The organism is Gardnerella sp. c17Ua_118, assembly GCF_055804255.1.
In genome coordinates, this window is the sequence record NZ_JANUYT010000001.1 from 359,112 (window position 1) to 384,684 (window position 25,573).

18 protein-coding genes and 1 pseudogene are annotated in these 25,573 nt (G+C 40.3%); 18 read left to right on the top strand and 1 reads right to left on the bottom strand.

Annotation, left to right across the window (positions count from 1 at the left end; translation table 11 throughout):
* Positions 1-43 precede the first annotated feature (43 nt).
* From NYP69_RS01545 to NYP69_RS01575, 7 genes and pseudogenes are all read left to right on the top strand, one after another.
* Complete coding sequence (locus NYP69_RS01545) at positions 44-1,174, top strand: GuaB3 family IMP dehydrogenase-related protein (RefSeq protein ID WP_004130903.1); 1,131 nt, start codon at positions 44-46, stop codon at positions 1,172-1,174.
* 426 nt (positions 1,175-1,600) lie between these two features.
* Entirely contained in the window at positions 1,601-2,164 is a 564-nt protein-coding gene (gene ahpC, locus NYP69_RS01550) for an alkyl hydroperoxide reductase subunit C (RefSeq protein ID WP_004130901.1), read from the top strand.
* 100 nt (positions 2,165-2,264) lie between these two features.
* A pseudogene (gene ahpF / locus NYP69_RS01555) lies at positions 2,265-3,920 on the top strand (alkyl hydroperoxide reductase subunit F).
* Positions 3,921-3,998: 78 nt separating this feature from the next.
* Positions 3,999-4,901, top strand: a complete 903-nt coding sequence (locus NYP69_RS01560; protein ID WP_473412869.1) for a LysR substrate-binding domain-containing protein — start codon at positions 3,999-4,001, stop codon at positions 4,899-4,901.
* A 219-nt stretch (positions 4,902-5,120) separates the two neighbouring features.
* On the top strand, positions 5,121-8,417 hold the full coding sequence (locus NYP69_RS01565; protein WP_473412870.1) for a tetratricopeptide repeat protein: 3,297 nt from the start codon (positions 5,121-5,123) through the stop codon (positions 8,415-8,417).
* Between the two features lie 55 nt (positions 8,418-8,472).
* Entirely contained in the window at positions 8,473-11,391 is a 2,919-nt protein-coding gene (gene ligA / locus NYP69_RS01570; RefSeq protein ID WP_473412871.1) for an NAD-dependent DNA ligase LigA, read from the top strand.
* A 4-nt stretch (positions 11,392-11,395) separates the two neighbouring features.
* Positions 11,396-12,523, top strand: a complete 1,128-nt coding sequence (locus NYP69_RS01575) for an Mrp/NBP35 family ATP-binding protein (RefSeq protein ID WP_473412872.1) — start codon at positions 11,396-11,398, stop codon at positions 12,521-12,523.
* An 88-nt stretch (positions 12,524-12,611) separates the two neighbouring features.
* On the opposite strand, the gene NYP69_RS01580 is transcribed toward NYP69_RS01575, so the two are convergent.
* Positions 12,612-13,979, bottom strand: a complete 1,368-nt coding sequence (locus tag NYP69_RS01580; protein WP_018615795.1) for a DUF349 domain-containing protein — start codon at positions 13,977-13,979, stop codon at positions 12,612-12,614.
* 96 nt (positions 13,980-14,075) lie between these two features.
* Here NYP69_RS01580 and hisS point away from each other — a divergent pair, with 96 nt between their 5' ends.
* The 11 genes from hisS (at position 14,076) to rpe (ending at position 25,571) form a co-directional block, all read left to right on the top strand.
* On the top strand, positions 14,076-15,476 hold the full coding sequence (gene hisS, locus NYP69_RS01585; RefSeq protein ID WP_004133130.1) for a histidine--tRNA ligase: 1,401 nt from the start codon (positions 14,076-14,078) through the stop codon (positions 15,474-15,476).
* A gap of 136 nt (positions 15,477-15,612) precedes the next feature.
* Positions 15,613-17,409 carry an aspartate--tRNA ligase gene (gene aspS, locus NYP69_RS01590; protein WP_004130884.1) on the top strand — a complete coding sequence of 599 codons (1,797 nt, stop codon included), beginning with the start codon at positions 15,613-15,615 and terminating at the stop codon, positions 17,407-17,409.
* Positions 17,410-17,612: 203 nt separating this feature from the next.
* The gene (locus NYP69_RS01595) at positions 17,613-18,383 is read left to right on the top strand and encodes an amino acid ABC transporter ATP-binding protein (protein WP_004137994.1); all 771 of its coding nucleotides are present in this window, start codon (positions 17,613-17,615) and stop codon (positions 18,381-18,383) included.
* Between the two features lie 55 nt (positions 18,384-18,438).
* Complete coding sequence (locus tag NYP69_RS01600) at positions 18,439-19,311, top strand: glutamate ABC transporter substrate-binding protein (RefSeq protein ID WP_004130879.1); 873 nt, start codon at positions 18,439-18,441, stop codon at positions 19,309-19,311.
* Between the two features lies 1 nt (position 19,312).
* On the top strand, positions 19,313-19,990 hold the full coding sequence (locus NYP69_RS01605; RefSeq protein ID WP_004130876.1) for an ABC transporter permease subunit: 678 nt from the start codon (positions 19,313-19,315) through the stop codon (positions 19,988-19,990).
* A 5-nt stretch (positions 19,991-19,995) separates the two neighbouring features.
* The gene (locus NYP69_RS01610; RefSeq protein ID WP_473412873.1) at positions 19,996-21,099 is read left to right on the top strand and encodes an amino acid ABC transporter permease; all 1,104 of its coding nucleotides are present in this window, start codon (positions 19,996-19,998) and stop codon (positions 21,097-21,099) included.
* A gap of 282 nt (positions 21,100-21,381) precedes the next feature.
* The gene (gene pyrH / locus NYP69_RS01615) at positions 21,382-22,131 is read left to right on the top strand and encodes a UMP kinase (protein ID WP_004130872.1); all 750 of its coding nucleotides are present in this window, start codon (positions 21,382-21,384) and stop codon (positions 22,129-22,131) included.
* 154 nt (positions 22,132-22,285) lie between these two features.
* Positions 22,286-22,840: a ribosome recycling factor gene (frr, locus tag NYP69_RS01620; protein ID WP_016635318.1), complete on the top strand. Its 555-nt coding sequence runs from the start codon at positions 22,286-22,288 to the stop codon at positions 22,838-22,840.
* A gap of 4 nt (positions 22,841-22,844) precedes the next feature.
* Entirely contained in the window at positions 22,845-23,786 is a 942-nt protein-coding gene (locus NYP69_RS01625) for a phosphatidate cytidylyltransferase (protein WP_473412874.1), read from the top strand.
* Positions 23,787-23,883: 97 nt separating this feature from the next.
* A complete protein-coding gene (gene lgt / locus NYP69_RS01630) occupies positions 23,884-24,843 on the top strand; it encodes a prolipoprotein diacylglyceryl transferase (protein WP_060785979.1) in 960 nt (319 codons plus the stop codon).
* 62 nt (positions 24,844-24,905) lie between these two features.
* Entirely contained in the window at positions 24,906-25,571 is a 666-nt protein-coding gene (rpe, locus tag NYP69_RS01635) for a ribulose-phosphate 3-epimerase (RefSeq protein WP_004130865.1), read from the top strand.
* The last annotated feature ends 2 nt before the right edge of the window (positions 25,572-25,573 follow it).

The following is a 25,573-nucleotide window of genomic DNA, read 5'->3' on the forward strand; positions in this document are numbered from 1 at the left end:
ATGGCATGTTGATTAGTCATGATAAGCAACTAGCCTTATAAGTATGTCTCAAGAAATCGAAATAGGTTTGGGCAAAAAAGCCCGAGTTGCTTACTCACTAGACGATATTGCTATACTTCCTTCTCGTCGTTCTCGCGACCCAAAGGCTGTATCTACATCATGGCAAGTCGACGCTTATAGTTTTGACGTACCAGTGATTGCTGCGCCAATGGATTCTGTTACAAGCCCAGATACGGCTATTGCAATGGGCCAAATGGGAGCGTTGGGCGTGCTAGATTTGGAAGGATTGTGGACTCGTTACGAGAATCCAGAACCACTTCTTAAAGAAATCTCAGAGCTTAAAGACGAAGTTGCAACTAAGCGCATACAGGAGATTTATTCGGAGCCAATCAAGCCAGAACTTATTGTTAAGCGCTTGCACACAATTCGCGATGCAGGTGTTACGGTTGCAGGTGCTCTTTCTCCGCAACGCACTCAAGAATTTTATTCTACTGTTCTAGAAGCAGGCGTTGATTTATTTGTTATTCGCGGAACTGCTGTTAGTGCAGAACACGTTTCTAAAGACCATGAGCCTCTTGACTTAAAGAAGTTTATTTACGATTTAGACGTTCCAGTTATTGTTGGAGGTTGTGCAGACTACACTTCCGCATTGCATCTTATGCGAACTGGTGCTGCTGGAATCCTTGTTGGTTTTGGCGGTGGAGCAGTTTCTGCAACAATGAATACGCTCGGAGTTCAAGCGCCTATGGCAACTGCTATTGCAGACGTTGCAGAAGCTCGCAGAGATTATATGGACGAGTCTGGCGGACGATACGTTCAAATTATTGCAGATGGCGGAATGGGGACGTCTGGAAACTTTATTAAGGCGCTTGCTATGGGAGCAGATGCAGTAATGCTTGGAACTCCTTTAGCGCGTGCAACTGAGGCTCCAGGACGCGGAATGCATTGGGGAGCAGAAGCTCGTCATCCTTCTTTGCCGCGCGGTATGCGCACGAATGTTGGAACTGTTGCTCCTCTTGAGAATATCTTGTTTGGACCAAGTCATATGGCAGATGGAAAGACTAACCTTATTGGTGCTTTAAGACGCACTATGGCATCTACTGGATATGTTGATGTTAAGAGTTTCCAGCGTTGTAGTGTTGTTTTTAACCCATTCCATCAAGATATAAGGTAAATCATTAAAATCCTATTATTATCTTATTAATGATTAATAGAATTGCGCGCTTGATTCAATTTTGAGTGCGCAATTCTTGTTTATAGGCTAAAAGTGCGTAAAGCTAAGATGATGAACGTTCTTAAAATAGAATTAGTAAGTTAGCTTTTGGCTCATAATCCCATTTTTGATAGTTTTGTTTTGTTTTTGCTAACAAACTTAATATTCCAGAATTTTGTAAAGTCAAGTTAGTTTTCAACGCCATTATTGATATAACATGTGTAAGTCTATAGAGATTATCTATATATATAGGATTATTAATATAAATAATCTATTATAAAAATACGGTTAAATCTAGATTCCTAAGCAAACTATTTAACACGTTTAACTAAAAATATTGCAAAAGCAATAAAAGATTTTAGCAAACAAGTAAAGATTGGAGTTATTATGAGCCTTATTGGTACGCATATTCTTCCATTTAAGGTAAATGGATACAAGAATGGCAATTTTGTAGAAGTAAGCGACAATGACGTTCTTGGAAAATGGGCTATTTTCTTCTTCTATCCAGCAGACTTTTCATTCGTGTGCCCAACAGAGCTTGAAGATCTTGCAAACCACTATGAAGAGCTTCAAAAGTTAGGTGTAGAAGTTTATTCTGTTTCAACAGACACACACTTTGTTCACAAAGCTTGGCACGATGATTCTAAAGCTATTGCAAAAGTTCAATACACAATGCTTGGAGACCCAAATGGCGCGCTTTCTAGAAACTTTAATGCGCTAAATGAGGAATCTGGTTTAGCTCATCGCGCAACTTTTTTGGTGGATCCTCAAGGCAATATTCAATTCTATGAGATGACAGCAGATGGAATCGGCAGAAACGCCGACGAGATGCTTCGCAAAGTTAAAGCTGCTCAATTTATTGCAGCCCATCCAGGAGAAGTATGCCCAGCAAAGTGGGAGCAGGGAGAAGAAACACTTGCTCCATCTATTGACTTAGTTGGGAAAATCTGATTTTAACAGTTGATTTTATTTCTTATTTTAACTGCTGATTTTATCGACTGATTTTAACACAATTTACACGTTGCTTTGATTGCTACAGAAAGTGAAAATAATGACTTTATTAGATTCAAATTTAACTACTCAACTTGCTGGATTGTTAGAAAAAATGGTTAATCCGATTAATCTTGTTGCGTACGTTGATAGCAGTGAAAATTCTCAAAAAGTTATTGAGCTTTTGCAAGAAGTAGCAAATCAAAGCAACAAAATCACTGTTATAAAAGATGATAAAAGTAGCACGAAGCGAATCCCAAGTTTTTCAATTACTAATCCGCAAAATAACGTTTCTGTAAGTTTTGCAGGTTTGCCACTTGGTCACGAGTTTAGCTCTTTAGTTTTGGCTATTTTACAAGTAAGTGGTTATGCTCCCAAAATAAGCGAAGACCAGCGCAAAGCAATTTTGCAACTTGGAAGTCATGATATTACTACATACATGTCTGTTACTTGCATTAATTGCCCAGAGGTTGTTCAGTCACTTAATACAATTTCGATTATCAATCCAAAAGTAAAGCATATTGCTGTAGAAGGAAGCGCTTTCAAAGACGAGGTAGATGCTCTTGGCGTAATGAGTGTTCCTGCTGTTTTTGAAAACGGAAAGATGATTTCTTCTGGAAGGTCATCTATAGACGAATTAGTTGCGATGCTTTTAAGACAAGAAGAAAATGGGGATTCTAGCGATTCGAGCGATTCTAGCGATTCTACGGAGGCTAGCGATTCTACGGAGGCTAGCGATTCTTCACTAGCGCAAAAAATGAACGCTAAAAACCCATACGACGTTCTTATTGTAGGCGGAGGTCCTGCTGCGAGCGCTGCTGCGATTTACACAGCTAGAAAAGGTCTTAAAACAGCAATGATTATGGACCACAGAGGCGGTCAGGTTGTTGAAACAGAAAGCATTGAAAACCACATTTCTCAAACGCACACAACAGGCGCAAAACTTGCTAACGATTTAACAAACCACATTGCTCAATACAATATTGACGTATTTACTCCCGATTGGGCTACGTCTTTAGACGTTGCATAAGAACCTTACGGATTACACACGATTAACACTAAATCTGGCGGAAGTCTAAAAGCTAAAGCGGTGATTATTGCAACAGGCGCTACGTGGAGAACACTTGGCGTTCCTGGAGAAGATGAATACAGAAACAGGGGAGTGTCGTTCTGCCCGCATTGCGATGGCCCTTTGTTTAAGAACAAGAATGTTGTAGTTGTTGGTGGAGGAAATTCTGGAGTCGAAGCTGCAATAGACTTAGCAGGAATTGCAAATCACGTTACTGTTATAGAGTTTATGGATTCTCTTAAAGCGGATCAAATATTGCTAAACACTTTGCATTCTCTTTCTAATACGAATGTAATAACAAGTGCATCTCTTAGCAAAATAGAAGGAGATAACAAAAAAGTTAGCGCAGTGCATTATATGGATCGCAATGAGAATAATGCGGAAAATCGTGAGAAAATTTTGCACACAGACGGAGTGTTTGTTCAAATTGGTTTAATGCCAAATACAAAGTGGGTGGCAAATAAACTAAGCTTAAACAATCGGGCAGAAATAGTAACAGATAGAAAAGGATGCACGAGTATTCCTGGCATTTTTGCTGCTGGCGATTGCTCGGATGAGCCTTATAAGCAGATTGTTACAGCATACGGGTCTGGCGCAAATGCAGCTCTTAGCGCTTTCGACTATTTAATTAGAGACCCACATAATTAAAATCATGCCTGGAACATTCATAGAACGCGCGTAGAATACGCATATAGCACGCCTATAAACGCATAGAAAGATAAATACTTGAACATTAAATCGCTTGAATACTTAATTGCTTTTGCAAAAGAAGAAAGCTTTACAAAAGCTGCCGAGCGCATGCACGTTTCTCAGCCAACTTTATCTACGCAGATTAAAAAGCTAGAAGACACGCTTGGAGTTTGTCTTATTGAGCGAACTCCTGGAAAGCAGATTCTAACTCCTGCAGGAAGAGAAGTAGTGTATTATGCAAAGCGTATTCATTCGGATGTTTCTAACATTTATCAAGCAGCAAGGCGCCTAGAAGATCCTTGGTCTTCTACAATAGTTTTGGGCATTTTCCCAACATTATGCCCATATCTTTTGCCTAGAATAATACCTGTTTTGCGTAAGATTAAGCCGAATTTTACTATTCGTTTTGTTGAAGAAAAGTCTGCAACTTTAATCGAATTGCTAAATAATGGTCAAATCGATGCAGAAATATTGAGCGAAAAGTTAGACGAATCGTCAATAAAGGTTAATCACATTTTTGATGAAGATTTTGTTTTAGCAGCGTCAACAAATTCGCAATTGGGAAACCAAAAATCTCCAATCGACTTGTCTCAATTATCTAGTCAAAAAATACTTCTTTTGGAAGATGGACATTGTATGAGACGAAGTATGATTGATGTTTGTCAAAAGGTTGGAGCAAAACAGTCCGAATTTTGTGCAACATCTTTGGAAACCTTACGATACATGGTTGTTGGAAGCAAAGATGTAACATTGCTGCCACGTCTTGCAACTCTCCCTCCTATTGTTCAGCCAGCTGGTTTAACAATTCGCGAGTTTAATAGTCCAAAGCCCTACCGCTCACTGTACTTAAATTGGCGAGCTGCTTCTCCAGTAGACAAGATTATGGAAGGATTATGCACGATTATTTATGGAACTTGCGCGAATTTGCATAAAAAATAGTTGCGATTATATTATTTGCATATTTAACATGATTTAGCAGAATCTTAGTAAGATTTTCGATAAAATTTGATTGCATGCTTGCGATTCAACAATCATTTATATTTAGAATGTTCGCTATACTTAGAATGTTCAGTAAGAATCAATAAGATGCGTATAAATCAATTGTGTAGAATTTTATTGTCTTACGTTAAAGTTGTGCAATAAGAAAGAATGGGGATTATGCAAAACCAAGTGCAATCTAGCAATAACGCTGATTCAATCTGCCATGATGCAAAAAATTGCAATTATGACGCAGATAGAAGCATGCAGATTGCGCTACGTACAATCGATACGCTTTGGGAAAGCAAAAACTCAATTCCTGTTAAGCTATTTTCAAAAAAACATATTTTTAACGATTTTCCTTTTATGCCTAGCTCAACAAAACTGGGCTGGATTAAGATTTATGGCAAAAAACAAGGTATTTCAATTGGATTGTTTAGCAAAGATTGCAAACGTTTTTACCAAGTTGCTGTTGCTGATTTAGAAGGCAGAGTTTACGAAGGGCACACTGTAACAATTGAAGATACAACGGAAAATATACCCGAATTGTCTTTTGTTGAGCAAAACTCTATGACTCTTTCTAACTCACATAGATTCTACGGTTGCATTGATAAAAAAACTACTCGAGAAAGCCATAAAGCGAGCCATAGCGCAAGCCATATCAAAAAAAGTTGTTTTAAGAATAAGTCAAATAATGATTTAGTTGTTATTAAGGGAGATGTTGTTGTTCAGACTTCTAAAGATGACGGAATTCAATGGGTGTCGTCTTGGATTCGCAAAGCAAATACTAAAAAAGAAACTTATACGCTAGAAGAAACGCGTGTAGATTTGCCTAATAATTTGCGTTGCAATCTTAGTTATTTTGACGCAATCGCTATATCCTATTTTGCATCATTCTTTGTGCCAGATATGTTGTTAGCTTTTAGTGGATTTGGGTCTGGAAACATATTTAGGCATCTTACAAAAGAAGCACCTTTGAGCGCTATTAGGAGAAGCGTTTGCGATGCAAACACAGCAGAAAGAGCTGGTTTACGCGTTTCTGCAATGGAGAAATATTTTACGTACTTAATGGCAGACGCTGGAGCATTAGAGGATGCTGGGGCATTAGAGGCTGAACACGCCGCTGAAAGATTGCACTTGCAAAAATCTAAATGTTCAGACGCAAACTTTTTAGTTTGGGATGATTCTTTGGAAGCAAAATCCGCGTTAAAAGCTTTGCGTATAGAAGGAGCAATAAATAGATTCCAGTCTATTAGCAATTGCTTAGAAGAAAACTGCTCTAATGGCGGTGATTTAACAGAAAATAACGCAACTTATAATCAAGTTTGCGCAATGGATATGGCTTTTATAAACGATCCAGCTTTTTGCGCAAGTGGCGAAATTGACATGAATTCTTTTGGCAATCCGTTGCAAGACAACAATATTAGGCCATTATTGCATTTGCTTAATCGTGCAAGAAAATCTAATGATTTGTATATTTATAAAGCTAACGGATCTTCTAATTGTGAATGGTCGTACAGGCAAAGACTTTCTGAACTAATCAGAAGTCTTTATTTGCCTTTTAGGTTCGATGCTGATTTTAGATCTAATTTAGATAGTGGAAATGTTGCATTAGCATTTATGGCAACAGGCAATTCAATGATGCCTGCTTTAACATACGATTCTGCTAAAAAAGATTTTGTTCCAATAAGCGAACAAAATAGATCCAAAATGACAACTAACTACAATCTTCGTATTGGATTAATATTGGCTACTATTGCTTTTGGAGCTAGCGAAGAAGTGCAAAACGTTTCAATACGATTGGATTCAATCGGCTTAGAGGAAATGGTTGCAGCACAAGACGTTGCAATGAATAAAATTTTAAGCCAAACGATTAATGCGATTAATCACATGAATAAAAATGCTTCAAGAGCAAAAGGCGATCCAAAAGATGGAGATATTCATGGAGACGTTAGCAATGGATTTGCTAATTTAGGATCGAACGCAGATAGTAGCTCGGATAGTGCTTCAGATAATTTTGTTGAAAGCGTTGTAGAAAACCTTGAAGATGCAAGCGCAAACAACAGTGATAACAGTAGTAACACTAATCGTAGTGATAATAGCGATAGCAATAATAGCGCAAAAAACGAAGACCCAATAGCAGCTTTTAGCAAATCGCCTTCGATTATACCTTTGCTAACTGTTACTTTTACTAGAAAGTCGTTCTTAAAACACATACGCGCATACGGATTAAATAATCCTCTTGAAACCTATAAAAAGTTTAATGCAACTTTGCAAGTCGACGAAAACGGCGCATTAAGCCAAATTGAGCCAACGTTTGACTTAAGAGACAGCTGCTTTGCGCCGCATGGTGCTCAAGAAGAACCAGAGTTTTCCGACATAATTTTTGACGCAAAGTCGCAAGAATTGTTAGCGACTCAAGATGCAAAAGGCCTTTCAATCCAGCGCGAAGACGTTTTACAACAAGCGGTTGCTGATTTTAATCACATAGCGTCTAAAGCAATTATGACGAATGCAGAAAAAGCTCGTATGGCAATGGGTATTGTTGAAAGCATTAACGATCCAGAGCTAAATAATCAAGCAAACCATGTAATAAGCGCGTTAATAGACGAAAAAGAAATACCAGAAATATCGTTTAGCGCTTCAAAAGATATTTACAATATGCGAGTGCGTGCTCACGAACAATTTATGAGTGGAGACTTAGACAGTGCAATCGAAGAGTATGAAAACAATATAAAGCATTTTGACGATATGTTTGCTTCTGGAGACGTTGTTCCAAGATACTTTAACTCGTATGCTGAGCGCGTTGTTTATAATCGCATGTTTGCAACGCAAAACGAGCAAATGAGGCTTATATCAGACGGACTTTTCTACGCGCATATGGAGATTGCGGATTTACTCGGCCAGCTTGGAAGAAGTAAAGAGGCGCTAAAACATCTAAATACAATGGTTTCTTACGCTCCAACATATGTTATATCTCACTTAAAGCTAGCTTCGCAATTATCTCGTCAAGAAGATTGGCCTTCTGTAGAAGCAGTATGCTTAAACGCTTTACAAGTCTGTTTTGATAGAGAAGACGCTGCGTTTATTTACTACAGGCTAGCATATGCAGAGTGGATGCAAGATAACTTCCCTCTAGCTGTTGCTGCATATATGGTTGCAGATGACTTGTTTAGCGAAAAAAATGAATCTCTAGAAGTAGAGCTTGCAGAACTCTTAAGTAGAGTTGAATCTCAATGCATTTCTGTTCCTAAAAGCTTGCATCAAGCAAAAGAAATGCTAGAAATAAATAATGTTGTGAATTGGCCAGATGTTAATGCGTATGAGATTATTGACGAAGCTGCAAAAGTCACTGTTAATGAGGGTATGTTTGTTATTGCGCGAACTCTTTCTGTTGCTAGATCTAGAATGCTTTTTAGAAACGATTCTTCTGAAAGTATTGTTCAAATGCAATTTTTGCGATCTCTTAACGCTTAATAAATTCTTGTTAAATAAGCTATAAAATAGAATAAACGCTTTGAAGGGAAGACTCATGGCTGCATCTAATGGTGATTCAATGCAACATTCAATCGGTGCTCAATTGTCACTTTTTGATGATCTAGATAGTGTTAATAATGCTGAAAATATGCAAAATAATAATGAGCCAAGCGTTAATGGCAAATTTGCATCAACGATTCAAAGCGCAAAGCAATCACATGATGTAACAAGTGATTTAAGTGAGTCTAACACTTTTAGTTCAATCGCAGATTTTGACAATTGGATTGCTAAGCTAGAGCCATCAGATTCGGGCGCAATGCAATTAGCTAAGCTTGATCCTTCGCTTTTAACAACAGAACAAGGCGCAAGATTATGGGCAAAATTGGCTGCATGGGCGCAAGCAGATCAAATCGCATACTATGTTGACGATTCTCCAACAAGCTCCGACGCAGCTTACGATGCAAGAATGCGATTTTTAAGCGCGCTTGAGTCTACTTTTCCGATTCTAGACACGCCTCAATCGCCAACGCATAGAGTTGGCGGAACTTTTTCTAACGATTTTGCGCCAGTTCGTCATCCTTCAAGAATGATGAGCTTGGATGATGTTTTTTCGATTGATGAATTAAAATCCTGGTATAACAGCATTATTCGAGACTTGCAATGGCCCGAAAATAAGCCGCTGCCAATGACATGCGAAGTAAAAATCGATGGACTTGCGCTAAATCTTATTTATCGAAATGGAACTTTGGAACAAGGGCTAACCCGAGGAGACGGTGTTACTGGAGAAGACATATCGCTAAACGTAAGAACAATCGAAGAAATTCCTACGCAATTGCATGGTGAAAATCCAGACGATATTCCAGAATTTGTGGAAATCCGCGGCGAAGTATTTATGAAGTGGGCGGATTTTAGAAAGCTAAACATTGAGCAAGAAGATTTAGGAAAGCCTGCTTTTGCAAATCCAAGAAATGCGGCTGCAGGATCTTTAAGACAAAAGGATCCTAGAATTACATCTACAAGACGCTTGAGTTTTATAGCACACGGATTAGGAAATCTAAAGTGGAAGGACTTAGCGCAAAGCGGTGGTGAATCTAATGCTCATGCTCAAACATCCTTCAACCAATCGGACGCTTACGAATTGTACAAAAAATGGGGTATTCCTGTTTCTCCATATACGCGCAAGGTTACGTCTTTTGAACAAATAGAAGACATGATTGACTACTATGGCGAGCATAGAAACACTATTATTCATGCTCTAGATGGAATTGTAGTAAAAGTAGACGATCGCGCATTGCAAAAAAAGCTTGGTGCAACTTCTAGAGCGCCGCGTTGGGCAATTGCGTACAAGTATCCGCCAGAAGAAGTTAATACGCGCTTAAAAGATATTGTTGTTCAAGTTGGAAGAACAGGAAGAGTAACTCCAGTAGCTGTTTTAGAGCCAGTAACTGTTGCAGGCTCCACAATATCTCGTACAACTTTGCACAATCCATACGAAGTTGAGCATAAAGGCGTACTTATTGGAGATACTGTTGTTGTTCGCAAAGCTGGAGATGTTATTCCAGAATTAGTTGGACCTGTGCTCAAATATAGAGATGGCAGAGAAAATGAATTGAAAAAATTCATTATGCCAGAGTATTGCCCATCTTGCGGAACAAAGCTTGCTCCTACAAAAGAAGGCGACAAAGACATTCGCTGCCCTAATGTAGAAAATTGCCCAGCTCAGCTTACTGAGCGCATAATCAACTTGGCTTCAAGACAAGCTTTTGATATTGAAAACCTTGGAGAAGCATCTGCTCTTGCACTAACTAATCCAGAAGATTCTAGGCCAATAACGTCAAAAGTTTATATTGAAGATAAAAGCATAAGCAAAATAGTTGTTGAGCGTGGATCTTCTAATCCGCCGATTCTACCAGAGTCGAATTGCGATCTTCCTGCTCCTCAAGCTCCTGTTCTTACTAGCGAAGCTGATATTTTTAACCTTAGTGCTAACGATTTAAGAAATGTTAAAGTTTGGAAGGAGATTCCGCTTGTTGAAGAATGGGAAGAAGTAGGAAAAGACGGAAAACTCAAAAAACGATCTAAAAAGATTGGCGGAAGTGGATTATGGAGGCAAGTCTCAGCTTTTTGGACTAGGCCTTTAGAAGCTACTAGAAGAAAGTTGAATGATGATTCTAATGATTATAACGACTCTAGTAATTCTAACGACTTTAGTAGTGATGAGTCTAACGAATCTTTTAATCCAAACTACCCACTGTTTGAAGTTCCTATAGATGCGTATGTAACAAAGCTAGTTGAAAAGAAAATTCGCGTAAATAATGTTCTTAAAACAGTTGAAGCGCCAGAATACACTCGTCCTAGCGAAACAACAAGAGCAATGCTAGAAGAAATAGCTCAAAAAGGTAAGTCTGCGCCTCTTTGGCGTGTGCTAGTGGCACTTTCTATTCGCAGGCTTGGGCCGCCAACAGCTCGCCTTATAGCTGCAAGATTTGGCTCAATTGAAAATATTGCAAATGCGACTATTGAGGATTTAACTCAAATTGATGGCGTTGGTCCAGAAATTGCTCAAGCTGTTTTTGATTGGTTTGAAAAATCAAAAGATTCTAACGATTGGCGTAGTGAAGTTTTAAGAAAATGGAAAGAAGCTGGAGTTGTTGGAAACGATTCTGCACAATCCAATAATCTTGAGCAAACGCTTAGTGGCAAAACTGTTGTTGTTACAGGGTCTTTAGAAGATTTCACACGAGATTCTGCTAAAGAAGCTATTGTATCTAGAGGCGGAAAAGCTGCATCTTCTGTTAGTAAAAAAACGTATTGTGTGATTGTTGGAGCAAATGCTGGATCTAAAGAAGCTAAAGCAGAAGAACTTGGCATACCAATGTTGAACGAGAATCAATTTAAGATTTTACTTAAAACAGGTAGTGTTGAATCTGCACTAAAAAACGATATTACACTTGATTCGCAAAGTGAATTGTAAAAACATGAGTGATAATCTTGTTGAATTAGAAACGCGTATTTACGACTTATTAGGTAGTGTGATTGATCCAGAATTAGGGCGTTCTGTTACCGAATTAAACATGGTTACGGGCGTTCGCGTAAGCGAAAAATCATGCGAATCAAATAATCATAATCCAACTTATAGCGTTTCTATAGATATTGAGCTTACTGTTCCAGACTGCCCATTAGCTCAAGTTATTACGCAAAGAGTTCAATCAGTTGTAGCAAAGTACCCAAATGCAACGTTTATTCCAACAGTAAACGTAAGCGCTATGAGCAAAGATAAGCTTGCAAAGCTTGTTTCGGATTTAAAAGAGGAGCGTAAAGAAAATCCGTTCAATAAAAATGGCGTTAAAACAAGGATTTTTGCTATTGCATCTGGAAAAGGCGGAGTTGGAAAGTCTTCTATAACAGCTAATTTGGCTGCCACTTTTGCATCTCTTGGCTACAAAACAGCAGCAATAGATGCAGATGTTTATGGTTTTTCATTGCCACGCATGTTTGGAGTTACAACTCAACCGACTAATCTGAACGGCATGCTTATGCCAGTTGAAGCTTGGGGAGTTAAGCTGATTTCTATTGGAATGTTTGCTGGAACAGATCGCGCGATTTTGTGGCGAGGACCTCGTTTGCAACGTTCTCTTGAGCAATTTCTATGCGATGTTTGGTGGGCAGATCCAGACGTGCTTCTTTTAGATTTGGCTCCTGGAACAGGAGATATGGCTTTAGCTGTTGCACAATCATTGCCGAATGTGGAGCTTGTTGTTGTTACAACACCTCAACCTAGCGCTTCGGATGTTGCTGTTAGAGCGGGGCTTATGGCTTTGCAAATTCCAGTTAATGTGCGCGGTGTTGTAGAAAATATGAGTTGGTTCGATAATAATGGAGCACGCTTAGAAATCTTTGGTTCGGGAGGCGGAAAGCGCGTGAGCGATCAGCTTTGCAAAGCTCTTGGTAAGAGTGTTCCTCTTCTTGCTCAAATTCCGTTAGACACAAGTATTAGAGAAATTGGAGAATCGGGCAGACCTGCTGTTCTTACAAAAGATGGCAAACTAGCAAACACTCAATTAGCGAATACATTTGTTAGTCTTGCAAAATCATTAATCGATTAATCGATAAAAAATGAGGCCACTTGACTTTTCGTCAAGCAGCCTTATTTTTGCAATATGCTTTGATTAATGCTTTGCTTTATAAGCCAAACTACTTAATAGCGTTAAGCCACTGTTCTTTAGTTGCTTTTTCTGCTTGTAGCTTAGCTTTACGCTTTGCATCTTTTTCGCTTGCAATCTTAGACTCAAGCTCTTCGAGTTGAGCCTTTAATTGAGCAGCAAAACTAGATTTGCGAGCATCTGCTTCTGGGTCTGCATCCTTCCAAGCAGCGTCTTCAACAGCCTTAATCTTCTTGTCTACATCGTTCAAGCGAGATTCAATTCTGCGCATATCTTCGCGTGGAACAAAGCCAATCTTGTCCCATTCTTCTTGAATCTCAGACAATGCTTTGCGAGCATCTTTAGCGGCTTCTTCGTCTTTAACAGGAACAAGAGCTTCTGCTTTAACTAGTAATGCTTCCTTCTTGCTAAGATTTTCTTTTTCGCCAGCACTCATCTTTTCTCTATCTTCTTGACGAGCATGGTAGAAAGCATCTGCAGCTTCGCGGAACTTAGTCCACAATTCGTCGTCGTGTTGACGACCAGCATTTCCAGCCTTCTTCCAGCGATCCATCAAAGCATTAAACTTCATTGAAGTTTCACGCCATTGAGTAGAATCCTTTAGGCTTTCTGCTTCTTTTATGATTGCTTCTTTAATCTCTTTAGCACTATTGCGCTCATTGTCTCGCTCTTTAACCCAAGCAGAGCGAGCTTGAGAGAACGCAGAGCGAGCCTTGGAAAAACGCTGCCAAAGAGCATCCGCATCCGCCTTGTTTAAGTGAATCGTAGTGCGCTGATGCTGCTGCCACTTATCGAACAGCGAACGAAGCTTATCGGAAAGCGAGCGCCAATTTGTAGACTCGCCCATTTGTGCAATAAGCGCTTCTGCCTGTTCAACAATGGCTGTGCGATCTTTAAGAGCCTTCTCTAGCTCCTCTTTGCGAGCTTTAGCGAGTTCATCTTTTTTAGATGCAGCTTTAGTTTTTAGCTCGGCGTGTCGCGCGCTTAAAGCGGCAAGATCTCCAACAACAGATGGCTCCTTAAGCTCCGCATCTAAAGTAGCTAAGGTCTCGTCAATTTCCTTTGGCCTTACGTTAGAAGATTCAAGTCTTTTTTCAAAAAGATTAAGCTTGATTTTTAAGTCAAGATAACGGTGTACGTAGAAAGTCAAAGCGTCTTCTGGAGTGCCAGTAGAGTATTGCCCTACTTCGCGTTCTCCACCAGCTTCTCGAACATACACATTTCCATTTTCATCAACGCGCCCAAAGGTTTTTGCGGTTTTAACGTCTTCTTCGCTATAAGAAATAGCAGGAACGGCAGCAACAACGCGAGCTTTATTTGCTAAGCTTGCAGGCGAAGGAGCATGCGGCTTTGGGGTAGCTTGTTTAGTAGTTTCTATAGGTTTAGTCTGTTCGGTCACGGGACGACTCCTTAGAGCATATGCACGGTAATAGTGTTACGAATAAGTATGACGGTAAGCCATGATTTTTCCGTAACATAACCTATTATAGTGGACATGGTACAAGGCTCATCAATATCTGGTTTTCCCGAGTGGCTTCCAAGTGAGCGCGCTGTTGAGCAGCGTGTTATGGACACATTGCGGGAAGTCTTTGAATTAAATGGTTTTATAGGCATTGAAACTCGTGCTGTTGAGCAGGGTTCAAGCTTGTTGAAAAAAGGCGAAACTAGTAAAGAAATATATCTTTTATCTAGATTGCAAGAAGTGGGGCACGAAAGCGACACACCAGTTGAAAATCGCATTGGATTGCACTTTGATTTAACAGTTCCTCTTAGTAGGTATGTTGTTGAACACACTGGCGATTTAGCATTCCCATTTAAGCGTTGGCAAATGCAAAAAGTTTGGCGTGGAGAGCGTCCACAAGAAGGACGTTTCCGCGAGTTTGTTCAAGCAGATATTGACGTTGTAGGGAATGGCGACTTGCCATCTCACTACGAAGTGGAGCTTCCGCTTGTTATGGTCGAAGCTTTGGAGCGTTTGCGCAAGTTTGGATTGCCAAAAGCCACTGTTCACGCGAATAATCGCAAGCTTTCCGAAGGTTTTTATAGAGGAATTGGCTTAAGCGATATTGAAGGTGTTCTTCGAGAAATCGATAAGCTAGATAAGATTGGCGCAAAAGAAGTTGCAAATCTTCTTGTAAAAGAATGCGCAGCTACGGATTCTCAAGCTGCAGCATGCTTAGAGCTGGCAGAGCTTAGCGCAAATAGTGGCGAAGAGTTAAAGACTAAATTCAACGATTTATGCGATAAACACAATATTTCTAGGGATTCTAGCAATGAATCTTACGCTTTAGCGATTGAAGGCGTAGAAACGCTTGCGATGATTGTAGACGATGCATCAAAAATTCGTCCAGGATCTGTTGTTGCAGATTTGAAGATTGCACGCGGCTTGGATTATTACACTGGCTCAGTTTACGAGACGTTCCTAGAAGGCGCTGAATCCCTAGGGTCAATCTGCTCTGGCGGAAGATACGACAATCTTGTTTCTCAAGGAAACAAAAAGTATCCAGGCGTAGGTCTTTCTATAGGACTTTCGCGCTTGCTTTCTTACATGCTTCACACAGCTGGAGCTACAGTTTCACGCGTTTCTCCTGCTGCAGTAATGGTTGCAGTTTGGAATGAGGAAGATAGGCCAGCTTGTAATCAGATTGCTCAAAAGCTTCGCTCTAGAGGAATTGCAACAGACGTATCTCCAAGTGCTGCAAAGCTTGGTAAACAAATCAAGTATGCAGATAAGTTGGGTATTCCATACGTTTGGTTCCCAGCAGATAGCACAGATTCTGAATCTAGTCATGATGAAGTAAAAAACATTATTACAGGAGAGCAAGTTTGCGCAGACGTTACGTCTTGGCAGCCAGATGATGCATATGCACATCAAACTGTTTCTTGCGCTCAATAATTGCGATTTGCTTTTTAAGATTTGCGATTTGCGATTTGCTTTTTAAGATTTTAATATTTGAAAGCGCGATTCATGCGGTAAACTATTAAAGTCAAAACAAAAATTAACAAAATTATTAAAACAAGGAAGTGGACTTATGAGCCAGACGGCGTATCGCACACACCATGCCGTTGAAGTGACTGAGACATTAGTTGGACAAAACGTAACCATTGCTGGTTGGGTTGATCGCCGCCGCGACCACGGTGGCGTTGCCTTTGTAGACGTTCGAGACAACACTGGCTTAGTACAAGTTGTTATTTACGATGAAGAAACTGCGCGACCATTGCGAAGCGAGTTTGTTGTGCAAGTTACTGGCGAAGTTCGCTTGCGTCCAGATGGCAATGAAAATGACCATTTAGCAACAGGAAAAATCGAAATCGTTGCAAATAAAGTAACGATTCTCGCTAAGTCCGATGCGTTACCATTCCAAGTTTCTACCGCTTTGGAAAACGAGTCCGAAAACAAGCTTCCTAGCGAAGACGTACGTTTGAAGTACCGCTATCTTGATTTGCGCCGCCCATCAATGCAACGCAATTTGAAGCTTCGCTCTAATATGGCTAAAGCTGCTCGCCACGCTTTGGAAGATATGGACTTTACAGAGGTAGAAACACCAACGTTTATTAAGTCCACCCCAGAAGGCGCTCGCGACTTTGTTGTTCCAGCGCGCTTGGTTCCAGGCTCTTGGTACGCTCTTCCACAGTCTCCTCAGCTCTTAAAGCAGTTGCTTATGGTTTCTGGTGTTGAACGCTACTATCAGCTTGCTCGCTGCTACCGCGATGAAGACTTCCGCGCAGATCGTCAGCCTGAGTTCACTCAGCTCGATATGGAAATGAGCTTTGCAAGCCAAGAAGATGTTATGGCTATGGCAGAGCGCGTTATCGCTGCTATTTGGAAGGAAGCAGGCCACGAAATCACTCTTCCTTTGCCTCGAATTACTTGGCAAGAAGCAATGGATAAGTACGGTTCCGATAAGCCAGATTTGCGTTTTGGAAACCCACTTATTGAGTTGACTGACTTCTTTAAGAACACTCCATTCCGTGTGTTCCAAGCTCCTTATGTTGGCGCTGTGCTCTTTAAGGGCGGTGCAGATACACCTCGTCGTCAGTTTGACGCATGGCAGGATTGGGCTAAGCAGCGCGGAGCTAAGGGCTTGGCTTATGTAGTCTTTGGTGAAGATGGCGAGCTTAAAGGTCCTGTTGCTAAGAATCTTAGCGAAGAAGAGCGTGCAGGACTTAAGGAAGCTGTTGGTGCGCAAGATGGCGATGCTGTGTTCTTTGCAGCAGGCAGCCGCGAATCTTCTCAGCTTTTGCTCGGTGCTGTCCGCGTAGAGCTTGCTAGCCGCGCAGGATTACTTCACCCAGACGAGTTTGCTTTTACTTGGGTTGTTGACTTCCCACTGTTTAAGCGCACGGATGATCCAGACGATGACGATGTTGCAGTCGGCCACTCCAAGTGGACTTCTATGCATCATCCATTTACAATGCCATCTGCTGATTGGATTGACAAGTTCGATAAAGACCCAGAGCATGCAATGAGCGATTCTTACGACATTGTTTGCAACGGTAACGAGATGGGCGGCGGTTCCGTTCGTATTCACCGCGACGATATTCAAGATCGCGTTCTTAACGTTCTTGGAATCGATAAAGCGGAAGCAGACGAAAAGTTTGGCTTCTTGCTTGAAGCGTTTAAGTATGGTGCTCCACCTCACGCTGGTATTGCTTTGGGCTGGGATCGTACTGCTGCAATTCTTGCAGGAGCAAGTTCGATTCGCGACGTAATCGCATTCCCTAAGGCTGGCGGCGGCCGTGATCCTCTAACTGGTGCTCCTGCTCCAATCTCTGCCGAACAGCGTGCAGAAACTGGCGTTGACTACGATCCAGAAGAAGACGAATAGTCGCAAGCGTTAAACAAGAATTAATATTCGCATATGCCGTTAAGTCGTTTGGTTAACTAAACCAAAAATCAAGGCTTAACGGCATTTTTTTAAGTAAAATTAACATTTTTGTATCATTTTTAATGTTTTTCGTAACTTTATAGGTGGTTAAAAGTAACTATTACGATAAACGCATGTAACACAAGAACATTAGAATCCTTTTTATGGATACTAAATTAAACAACACAAAAAAAGTAGCACAGCCATTGGTGGAACTTAGCCATGTTGAAAAACATTATGGCAAGCTTCACGTTTTGAAAGATATTAACTTAACGGTTAATAAAGGCGAAGTGCTTGTTATTATTGGACCTTCTGGTTCTGGCAAGTCAACAATGTGCAGGACGATTAATCGTCTTGAAACAATCGACTCTGGAGATATTCGCATTGATGGTAAGCCTCTTCCTCAAGAAGGAAAAGAACTTGCCGCATTGCGTGCAGAAGTAGGAATGGTGTTCCAGTCCTTTAATCTTTTTGCAAACAAGACGATTCTAGAAAACGTTACGCTTGCTCCTATTAAGGTTCGCCATATGGAACAGCAAGAAGCAGAAAGTTTAGCAATGGATCTTCTTGCTAGAGTTGGCGTAGATAATCAAGCAAACAAGATGCCTTCTCAGCTTTCTGGCGGTCAGCAGCAGCGAGTGGCAATTGCTCGCGCGCTTGCAATGCACCCAAAGGTTATGCTTTTTGATGAGCCTACATCTGCACTTGATCCAGAAATGGTTAACGAAGTTCTTGATGTTATGGTTGAGCTTGCAAAAGAAGGAATGACCATGATTTGCGTTACTCACGAGATGGGCTTTGCGCGTAAAGCCGCAGACAAAATCGTGTTTATGGCAGATGGCAGAATTCTTGAGCAAAATACGCCAGAAGAGTTCTTTGAGAATCCAAAGACAGACAGAGCAAAAGACTTCCTTTCAAAGATTTTGACTCATTAATTTGATTCTTAATTGAAATCATTAATATCGATTTTTAAGTCTTTAAGAGGTAGTTATGAAATATTTACACAATATTGCTCTTAAGTGTAAGCGCTGCAAACTGGGATTAAGGCATACATATCGCGCAATTTTATCTATGATTTGCGTATTGTGCTGCGTTTTCCCGCTTAGCGCTTGCAGTAGCGATAATCGCAGTAACGTAATACGCATTGGTATTAAGTTTGATCAGCCTGGTCTTGGTTTCAAAAAGTCTGGAACCTACGTTGGCTTTGATGTAGACGTTGCAAAGTATGTTGCCAAAAAGTTGGGTTACTCCGAAGATAGGATTGTTTGGAAGGAATCGCCTTCAAAACAGCGCGAAGCAATGCTTCAAAATGGTGATGTGGATATGATTGTTGCAACATATTCCATAACAGATGCCAGAAAAAACACTGTTTCTTTTGCAGGACCATATTTTATTGCTGGTCAAGATTTATTGGTTCGCAAAGACGAGCATAAAGTAAGTGGCCCAGACGATTTAGATGGAAAGCGTTTATGCTCGGTAACTGGTTCTACGTCTGCAATAGTTATTAAAGAGAAGTACTCTTCAAAAGTTCAACTTATGCAACAGCCTGGTTATGCGGAGTGTGCAACAGCATTATTCTCTGGAATCGTAGACGCTGTTACAACAGACGATATTATTCTTGCTGGCCTTGCTACAGCATCGCGCGGCAGACTAAAGCTTGTTAGTAAGCCATTTACTGAAGAACACTACGGAATTGGCATTAAAAAAGGAAACACTAAGCTAGCTAAGCGCATTAATGCTGCTCTTAAAGACATGATTAAAAATGGTTCATGGAAAAGAGCTTTAGACGATAACATGCGCGGAACTGGTTTTAAGCCAAACGCAAAGTATAATCCGCCAGTACCAAATGAGGGGGAGGAGTAAAATGCAAGACTTTGTGCAATTATTTACCTCGTACAATATTCCAGGAGCATTCTTGGTAAATATTGAAATCACATTATGGAGCGTGCTTTTTTCCACGATTCTTGGTGTGATTTTAGTTATGATGAGGATTTGTCCAATTCATTCGCTTCGCATTATTGCAAGCGCATATGTTGAGTTCTTTAAGAATATGCCTCTAACTATAATCATGGTTTTTATGGTTCTTGGCGTGTACGCACAGCTAAAGCTCGGTTTTTCCACTGTTTTTAGCGTAAACTTCTTCTGGCTTGCAATTGCTGGCTTGAGTTTCTACACTGCAGCATTTGTTTGCGAATCTTTAAGATCTGGCTTAAATACAGTACCTTTGGGTCAGGCAGAAGCATGTAGAGCGCTTGGGCTTAACTTCTTCCAATCGGCTTTTAATGTGATTTTGCCTCAAACATTTTGCGGATCTGTAGCACCTCTTGGAAACACTTTTATTGCGTTGCTTAAAAATTCCACTGTTGCTGCTGCTGCATCTGTTGCAACTGAAACATCTACTCTTATGAGCGAGATGATTGAGAGGCATGCAGATTTGATTGTTCCAATCTTTTTGATTTTTGCGTGCGGATACATTGTGTTGATTATTCCAATTGGTATTCTTACAACTTATTTGTCTAATAAGCTTGCGGTTAGAAGGTGATAAAAATGGCAAAAGAACAAGAAAAATCTCTGTTATTTGATGCGCCTGGGCCTAAGGCTCTAAAGAAGATTCGCATTGCAAATATTGTTGCGTGCGTTGTGTTTGCGCTTATTGTTATTGCTTTGCTTTTAAGACTTAGCAATCCTCCAGAAGGCGAAAATCAGCTTTCGTGGGCATTGTGGAATCCAGCTGTAGAATCGGAAGCTTGGAGCGATTTTTATCTTCCAGGATTGTGGATGACTCTTAAAGCTTCGCTTCTTGCTGTTGCAGGATCAATAGTTTTTGGACTCTTGTTTGGTCTTTTAAGACTATTGCCTAGCTTGATTCTTCGTAGCATTTCTGCAGTTGTTGTTGAGTTTTGCCGAGCAGTACCAGTGCTTTTGCTTATGATCTTCCTTTGGCGAGGATTTGCGTTTGCTGGAATAAGTGGAGCGTCTTATTGGGCTGTTGTGTTGTCTTTGATTTTGTACAACGGTTCTGTTGTTGCAGAGTTAGTTCGATCTGGCGTTGGAAATCTTCCTAACGGTCAGCGCGAAGCATCTTTAGCTCTTGGACTTTCTCAATATCAATCTTTAACACAAATCGAAATGCCGCAAGCTATATTCGCTATGCTTCCAGCAGCTGTAACTCAGCTTGTTGTTGTGTTAAAAGATACTGCATTAGGTTCCATAATTATGTACACTGATTTGCTCCAAGAATCTAGACGACTTGGATCAATGTACTTTAATATTTTGCAAACTTTGACTGTTGCTGCAATTGTGTACTTCTTGATTTGTTGGGCTCTTTCTTGGTTTGCTGAATGGCTCCCATCAAAGCTTAGTAGCAGAACGGCAGCTCCGACTGAGCCAGAACCTGTTGCGCCAATCGCAATTATGGATCCTTCTAACGTGAATCAGATTGCTGTTGCTAAGGAAGTTAAAGAGCTGCCACATGGTGGAACTCCTAGAAAGTACCACGTGCATCACCGCGGTATAAATGCTTCTATTCACCATTGGCGTCGTACGCGTTACTTGCAAGGCTACGATGAGCATCATTTAGAAACAGGTGATGAGAATCTAGATGATAGTCAAAATACTAACCAAGATAAAAATAATAAAAAACATGATTAATCTTAATTTTTAGATTAATTCATGTATTGATAGCGCAATGGGTTTGATTCCGCCTGTTGCGCTATTTTTATTCGTTTGTTTTATGCGTTTGAACAAAACTCTATTTAGTATTTACTAAAACACGACTAAAACATGCTTAAAACGTTACAAAACATGCTTAAAATAAAAATCGGCACAAAATCGCCACAATCATGTTAAAAATCGTGTTTTGCTGTGTCGTTATTGAAAGATATTATAACAAAGATATGCTTGCGTTCGCCGTTATGACTGGAGGAAAGTTTTATGACTATCGCACAAGCGGGGGAAAGCAAGTCTCGTAGAGTTTTGTTAAAGCTCTCGGGAGAAGCATTTGGCGGTGGCGCCGTTGGTATAGATACTCATGTTATTCGTAGAATTGCTGGCGAGATTGTAAAAGCAGTGCATGAAGGCGTGCAAGTTGCAATAGTTGTTGGCGGCGGAAACTTCTTCCGCGGTGCAGAGCTTCAACAAGCTGGCATCGATCGTAGTCGCGGCGATTACATGGGTATGCTTGGAACTGTTATGAATTGCTTAGCTTTGCAAGATTTTCTTGAGCAAGCAGGGCAGGCAACTCGCGTTCAAACTGCTATAACAATGGGTCAAGTTGCTGAGCCTTATATTCCACTTAAAGCAATTCGACACTTAGAAAAAGGCCGAGTTGTAATTTTTGGTGCAGGCGCTGGAATGCCTTATTTTTCAACCGATACCGTTTCTATTCAGCGTTCTTTAGAGATTCATTGCGATGAAGTTTTAATGGGCAAGAATGGAGTTGACGGAGTTTATAGTGCAGATCCTCGCAAAGATCCTAATGCTAAGAAATTCCTCACTCTTAATTACCATCGCGCGCTTGTTGATGGTCTTGCAGTTATGGACGCTTCTGCGCTTTCTATGGCTAGAGACAACAGCCAAAAGATTCGTGTATTTGGTCTAGAAGGAGAAGGAAACGTTACTCGTGCATTAGTCGGAGATCAAATTGGAACTTTGGTTTCTAACGATGAGCCTACATTTGCTTAATAGATGAAATATTAGTGAATAATCACCAATAAATAACTCATCAATAAATCAAACATGCAAATTAGGCAATAACTTAATAACGTAAAATTTAACAAGCATAAAATTTATAAATAAAATTTTAATTGGCACAACTAATACCAATAAAGGAGAACACATGCCAGCTATTATTGATCAGGCTCTTGAACAAATGAACAAGTCTGTTGAAGCTACAAAAGAAAACTTTATGGGCATTAGGACTGGTCGAGCTAATCCTGCTCTTCTTAATGGCATTATGGTTGACTATTATGGTGCTCCAACTCCTATTAAGGCTGTAGCTTCTATTGGCGTTCCAGAGCCAAGAACTCTTTCTGTTACTCCTTTTGACGCATCGCAAGCAAATGCTGTTGAAAAAGCTATTCGCGATTCAGATTTGGGTGTTAGCCCTAACAGAGATGGCAATGTTATTCGCGTTACAATGCCAGAGCTTACTGAAGACAGACGTAAGGAATACGTAAAGCTTGCTAAGACCAAGGCAGAAGAAGGCAAGGTTGCTGTTAGAAATATTCGTCGCAAGACTAAAGAAAGCATTGATAAGTCTGTTAAAGATGGCGAGATTGGCGAAGATGAAGGCGATCGCTTGCAAAAAGAACTAGATAAAGTAACTAAGCAAGTTACCGATTCCTTAGACGCTTTGCTAGAAGGCAAGCAGAAGGAAATCATGGAGGTTTGATTCTTTGGATTCAAATGCTACAAACGATGCTTATGAAGCTTTAACAGATATAAACAAGCGAACTGGCAGGAACATGCCACAAGCTATTGCAACTGCAGTGCTGCTGATTGCTGTAATTGTGGCATGTCTTCTTGTAAGTATAGATGCTTTTGTTGTTCTTTTAACTGTTTTTATGCTTCTTGCATTGTGGGAATTGCACGTTGACTTTGCTACAGCGGGGTTTAGGATTCCTTTTGCTGTATTGTCTATTTGCTCGGTTATTACGATTTTTTCAACCTTCTACGCAAAGTGGCATGCAGTTGCAATGGCAAGTGGAATAACTGCCTCGCTTATTTTAACTGTTATTTTTGCAACTCTAAATAGCACTGTATCTAAAAGAACTATGCGTGCTGTAGAAAAGAAACTACAGCGTGCAACTTCTAAAAGCTTAAAAGCTAATACTTTTACTAATACAGCTGTTTCGTTGTTTGTAGTGTTGTACATTCCTCTTCTTGCTTCTTGCATTATTTTATCTATAGCTGATTCTAAACAAGCTGTAGCGCACGCAATGCTACTCATATTTTTACCTGCTTTAAGCGATACGGGTGGTCTTTTTGCTGGAGCATGGTTAGGTAAACATAAGCTTTCTCCACGAATATCTCCAAAAAAGTCTGTTGAAGGACTTATAGGATCTATGCTTCTTGCACTAATCGGAGCTTACGCGATTGTTGCTGGATTCTATGGAACATCTTGGATTAAATTCTGGTGGATGCCTGCTGTTATGGGCATTTTGTTTGGAATTGTTGGAACTTTTGGTGATTTGTGCGCATCTATGCTTAAACGAGATATTGGCATTAAAGACATGGGTCATTTGCTTAAAGGTCATGGCGGAGTTTTAGATAGAGTGGACTCAATCTTGCTGTGTGCGCCAGTTTTAATGGCATTAATCAAAGCTGTTGGATTCTAATATTAGTTTTTACCAATTAGAATTTACCAATTAAACGTTTTAACAAAAGTCCTTATGTTTTGTTGAAAGTAAAAGAAAATAAAGGAAAGTAAAGAATATGACGATTTGTGCTATTCCTAGTCCAAGTATTTCTCAAATTACATTCGGACCTATTACATTAAGATTTTATGCTCTTTCGATTCTTGCTGGAGCGCTAGTTGCAATTTGGATTGCAAATCGAAGATGGAAGCGAGAAGGCGGAGATTTTAACCAAATTCTAGATATAGCTCTTGTAAGCCTTCCTATGGGAATTGTTGGCGCGCGTCTATATCACGTTATTACAACTCCAGAGAAGTTTTTTGGAGCAAATGGCGATTTTCTAGAAATTTTTAGGATTTGGAATGGTGGACTTGGAATCTGGGGTGGAGTAATACTTGGATCTTTGGCTGCTAGTGCATTTTGCGCGTACAGAAAATATCCTATAAGCCTACTTGCTGATTGTGCAGCTCCTGCATTGCTTGTAGCTCAAGGAATAGGGCGTTTAGGCAATTGGTTTAATCAAGAACTTTATGGCGCTCCTACAACACTTCCATGGGGATTAAAACTTAATTATTCGGCATCAAATGCAATTGGTCACGCTGAAAGATGCTACGACGGTCTTACATGCCCAGAAGGCACACTTTTTCACCCAACGTTTTTGTACGAGATGCTTTGGAATTTTGCAGGTGCTGCTTTGCTTATATGCTTTAGTAAAGCGCTTAAAAGCAAGCTTAAGTCTGGTTCTGAGTTTGTTCTTTACGTAATGTGGTATACGGCTGGAAGAATGTGGATTGAAGCTTTACGCATTGATTTTTCACACACTTTCCTTGGAGTAAGAATTAACGTTTGGGTATCGATTGTTATTTTTATTGCTTCGATTATTGTTTTTGTTATTTTGCAAAATAGTAAAAAATCGCGAGCAAATCTTGTGAACCGTTTAATCGACATTACTGCATACGAACGTGAGCGCGAACTTCAATCCAAAACAAAAATGGTTTCTAAAAGAGAAGCCAAAGAGGAATCTAAGTTAAATAGTTAGCTTTAGTTAGTTTTAGTTAGATTTTGTTTTTCTAGTCGCTTGCTTTTCTTAGAATGGAACACATGAATATACAAATAGCACCTAGCATTCTTTCTGCAGATTTTTGCAATCTTGAAAGAGATCTTATAGCAATTTCCAATGCTGATCTTGTTCACGTTGATGTTATGGATCATCATTTTGTACCGAATTTGACTTTGGGGGAGCCGATTGTAAAGCGCATTTGCGAAGTTACTAATCTTCCTGTAGATGTTCATTTGATGATTGAAGACCCAGACCGTTGGGCACCAGAATACGCTAAGCTCGGGGCTGATTCTGTTAGCTTCCACATGGGTGCAACTCACGCTCCTGTGCGTCTTGCGCGCCAGCTTAGAGATATGGGTTGCAAAGCTTGCTTTGCAGTTCGCCCAGCTGAGCCAGTTGAGCCTATTTTCGATATTTTAGACGAGTTCGACATGGTTCTTATTATGACTGTAGAGCCTGGTTTTGGTGGTCAAAAGTTCTTAAGCAATCAAATGAACAAGGTTCGCCGTTTACGCGATGAGATTACGCGCCGCGGACTAAGCACGCATATTCAGGTTGACGGCGGAGTTAGCCCATCTACTGCTGCAACTGTTGCACAAGCTGGAGCAGATGTTCTTGTTGCTGGCTCTGCAGTTTACGGAGCAAGTAGCCCAGCTCAAGCAATTGATTCTATTCGTAATATTGCTCAAGAAGCTTGGCGTGCGTAGAA

Coding starts and splice junctions, on each gene's coding strand:
- NYP69_RS01545 (WP_004130903.1), top strand. CDS start 44: ATGTCTCAAGAAATCGAAATAGGTTTGGGCAAAAAAGCCCGAGTTGCT.
- ahpC (WP_004130901.1), top strand. CDS start 1,601: ATGAGCCTTATTGGTACGCATATTCTTCCATTTAAGGTAAATGGATAC.
- NYP69_RS01565 (WP_473412870.1), top strand. CDS start 5,121: ATGCAAAACCAAGTGCAATCTAGCAATAACGCTGATTCAATCTGCCAT.
- ligA (WP_473412871.1), top strand. CDS start 8,473: ATGGCTGCATCTAATGGTGATTCAATGCAACATTCAATCGGTGCTCAA.
- NYP69_RS01575 (WP_473412872.1), top strand. CDS start 11,396: ATGAGTGATAATCTTGTTGAATTAGAAACGCGTATTTACGACTTATTA.
- hisS (WP_004133130.1), top strand. CDS start 14,076: ATGGTACAAGGCTCATCAATATCTGGTTTTCCCGAGTGGCTTCCAAGT.
- aspS (WP_004130884.1), top strand. CDS start 15,613: ATGAGCCAGACGGCGTATCGCACACACCATGCCGTTGAAGTGACTGAG.
- NYP69_RS01595 (WP_004137994.1), top strand. CDS start 17,613: ATGGATACTAAATTAAACAACACAAAAAAAGTAGCACAGCCATTGGTG.
- NYP69_RS01600 (WP_004130879.1), top strand. CDS start 18,439: ATGAAATATTTACACAATATTGCTCTTAAGTGTAAGCGCTGCAAACTG.
- NYP69_RS01605 (WP_004130876.1), top strand. CDS start 19,313: ATGCAAGACTTTGTGCAATTATTTACCTCGTACAATATTCCAGGAGCA.
- NYP69_RS01610 (WP_473412873.1), top strand. CDS start 19,996: ATGGCAAAAGAACAAGAAAAATCTCTGTTATTTGATGCGCCTGGGCCT.
- pyrH (WP_004130872.1), top strand. CDS start 21,382: ATGACTATCGCACAAGCGGGGGAAAGCAAGTCTCGTAGAGTTTTGTTA.
- frr (WP_016635318.1), top strand. CDS start 22,286: ATGCCAGCTATTATTGATCAGGCTCTTGAACAAATGAACAAGTCTGTT.
- lgt (WP_060785979.1), top strand. CDS start 23,884: ATGACGATTTGTGCTATTCCTAGTCCAAGTATTTCTCAAATTACATTC.
- rpe (WP_004130865.1), top strand. CDS start 24,906: ATGAATATACAAATAGCACCTAGCATTCTTTCTGCAGATTTTTGCAAT.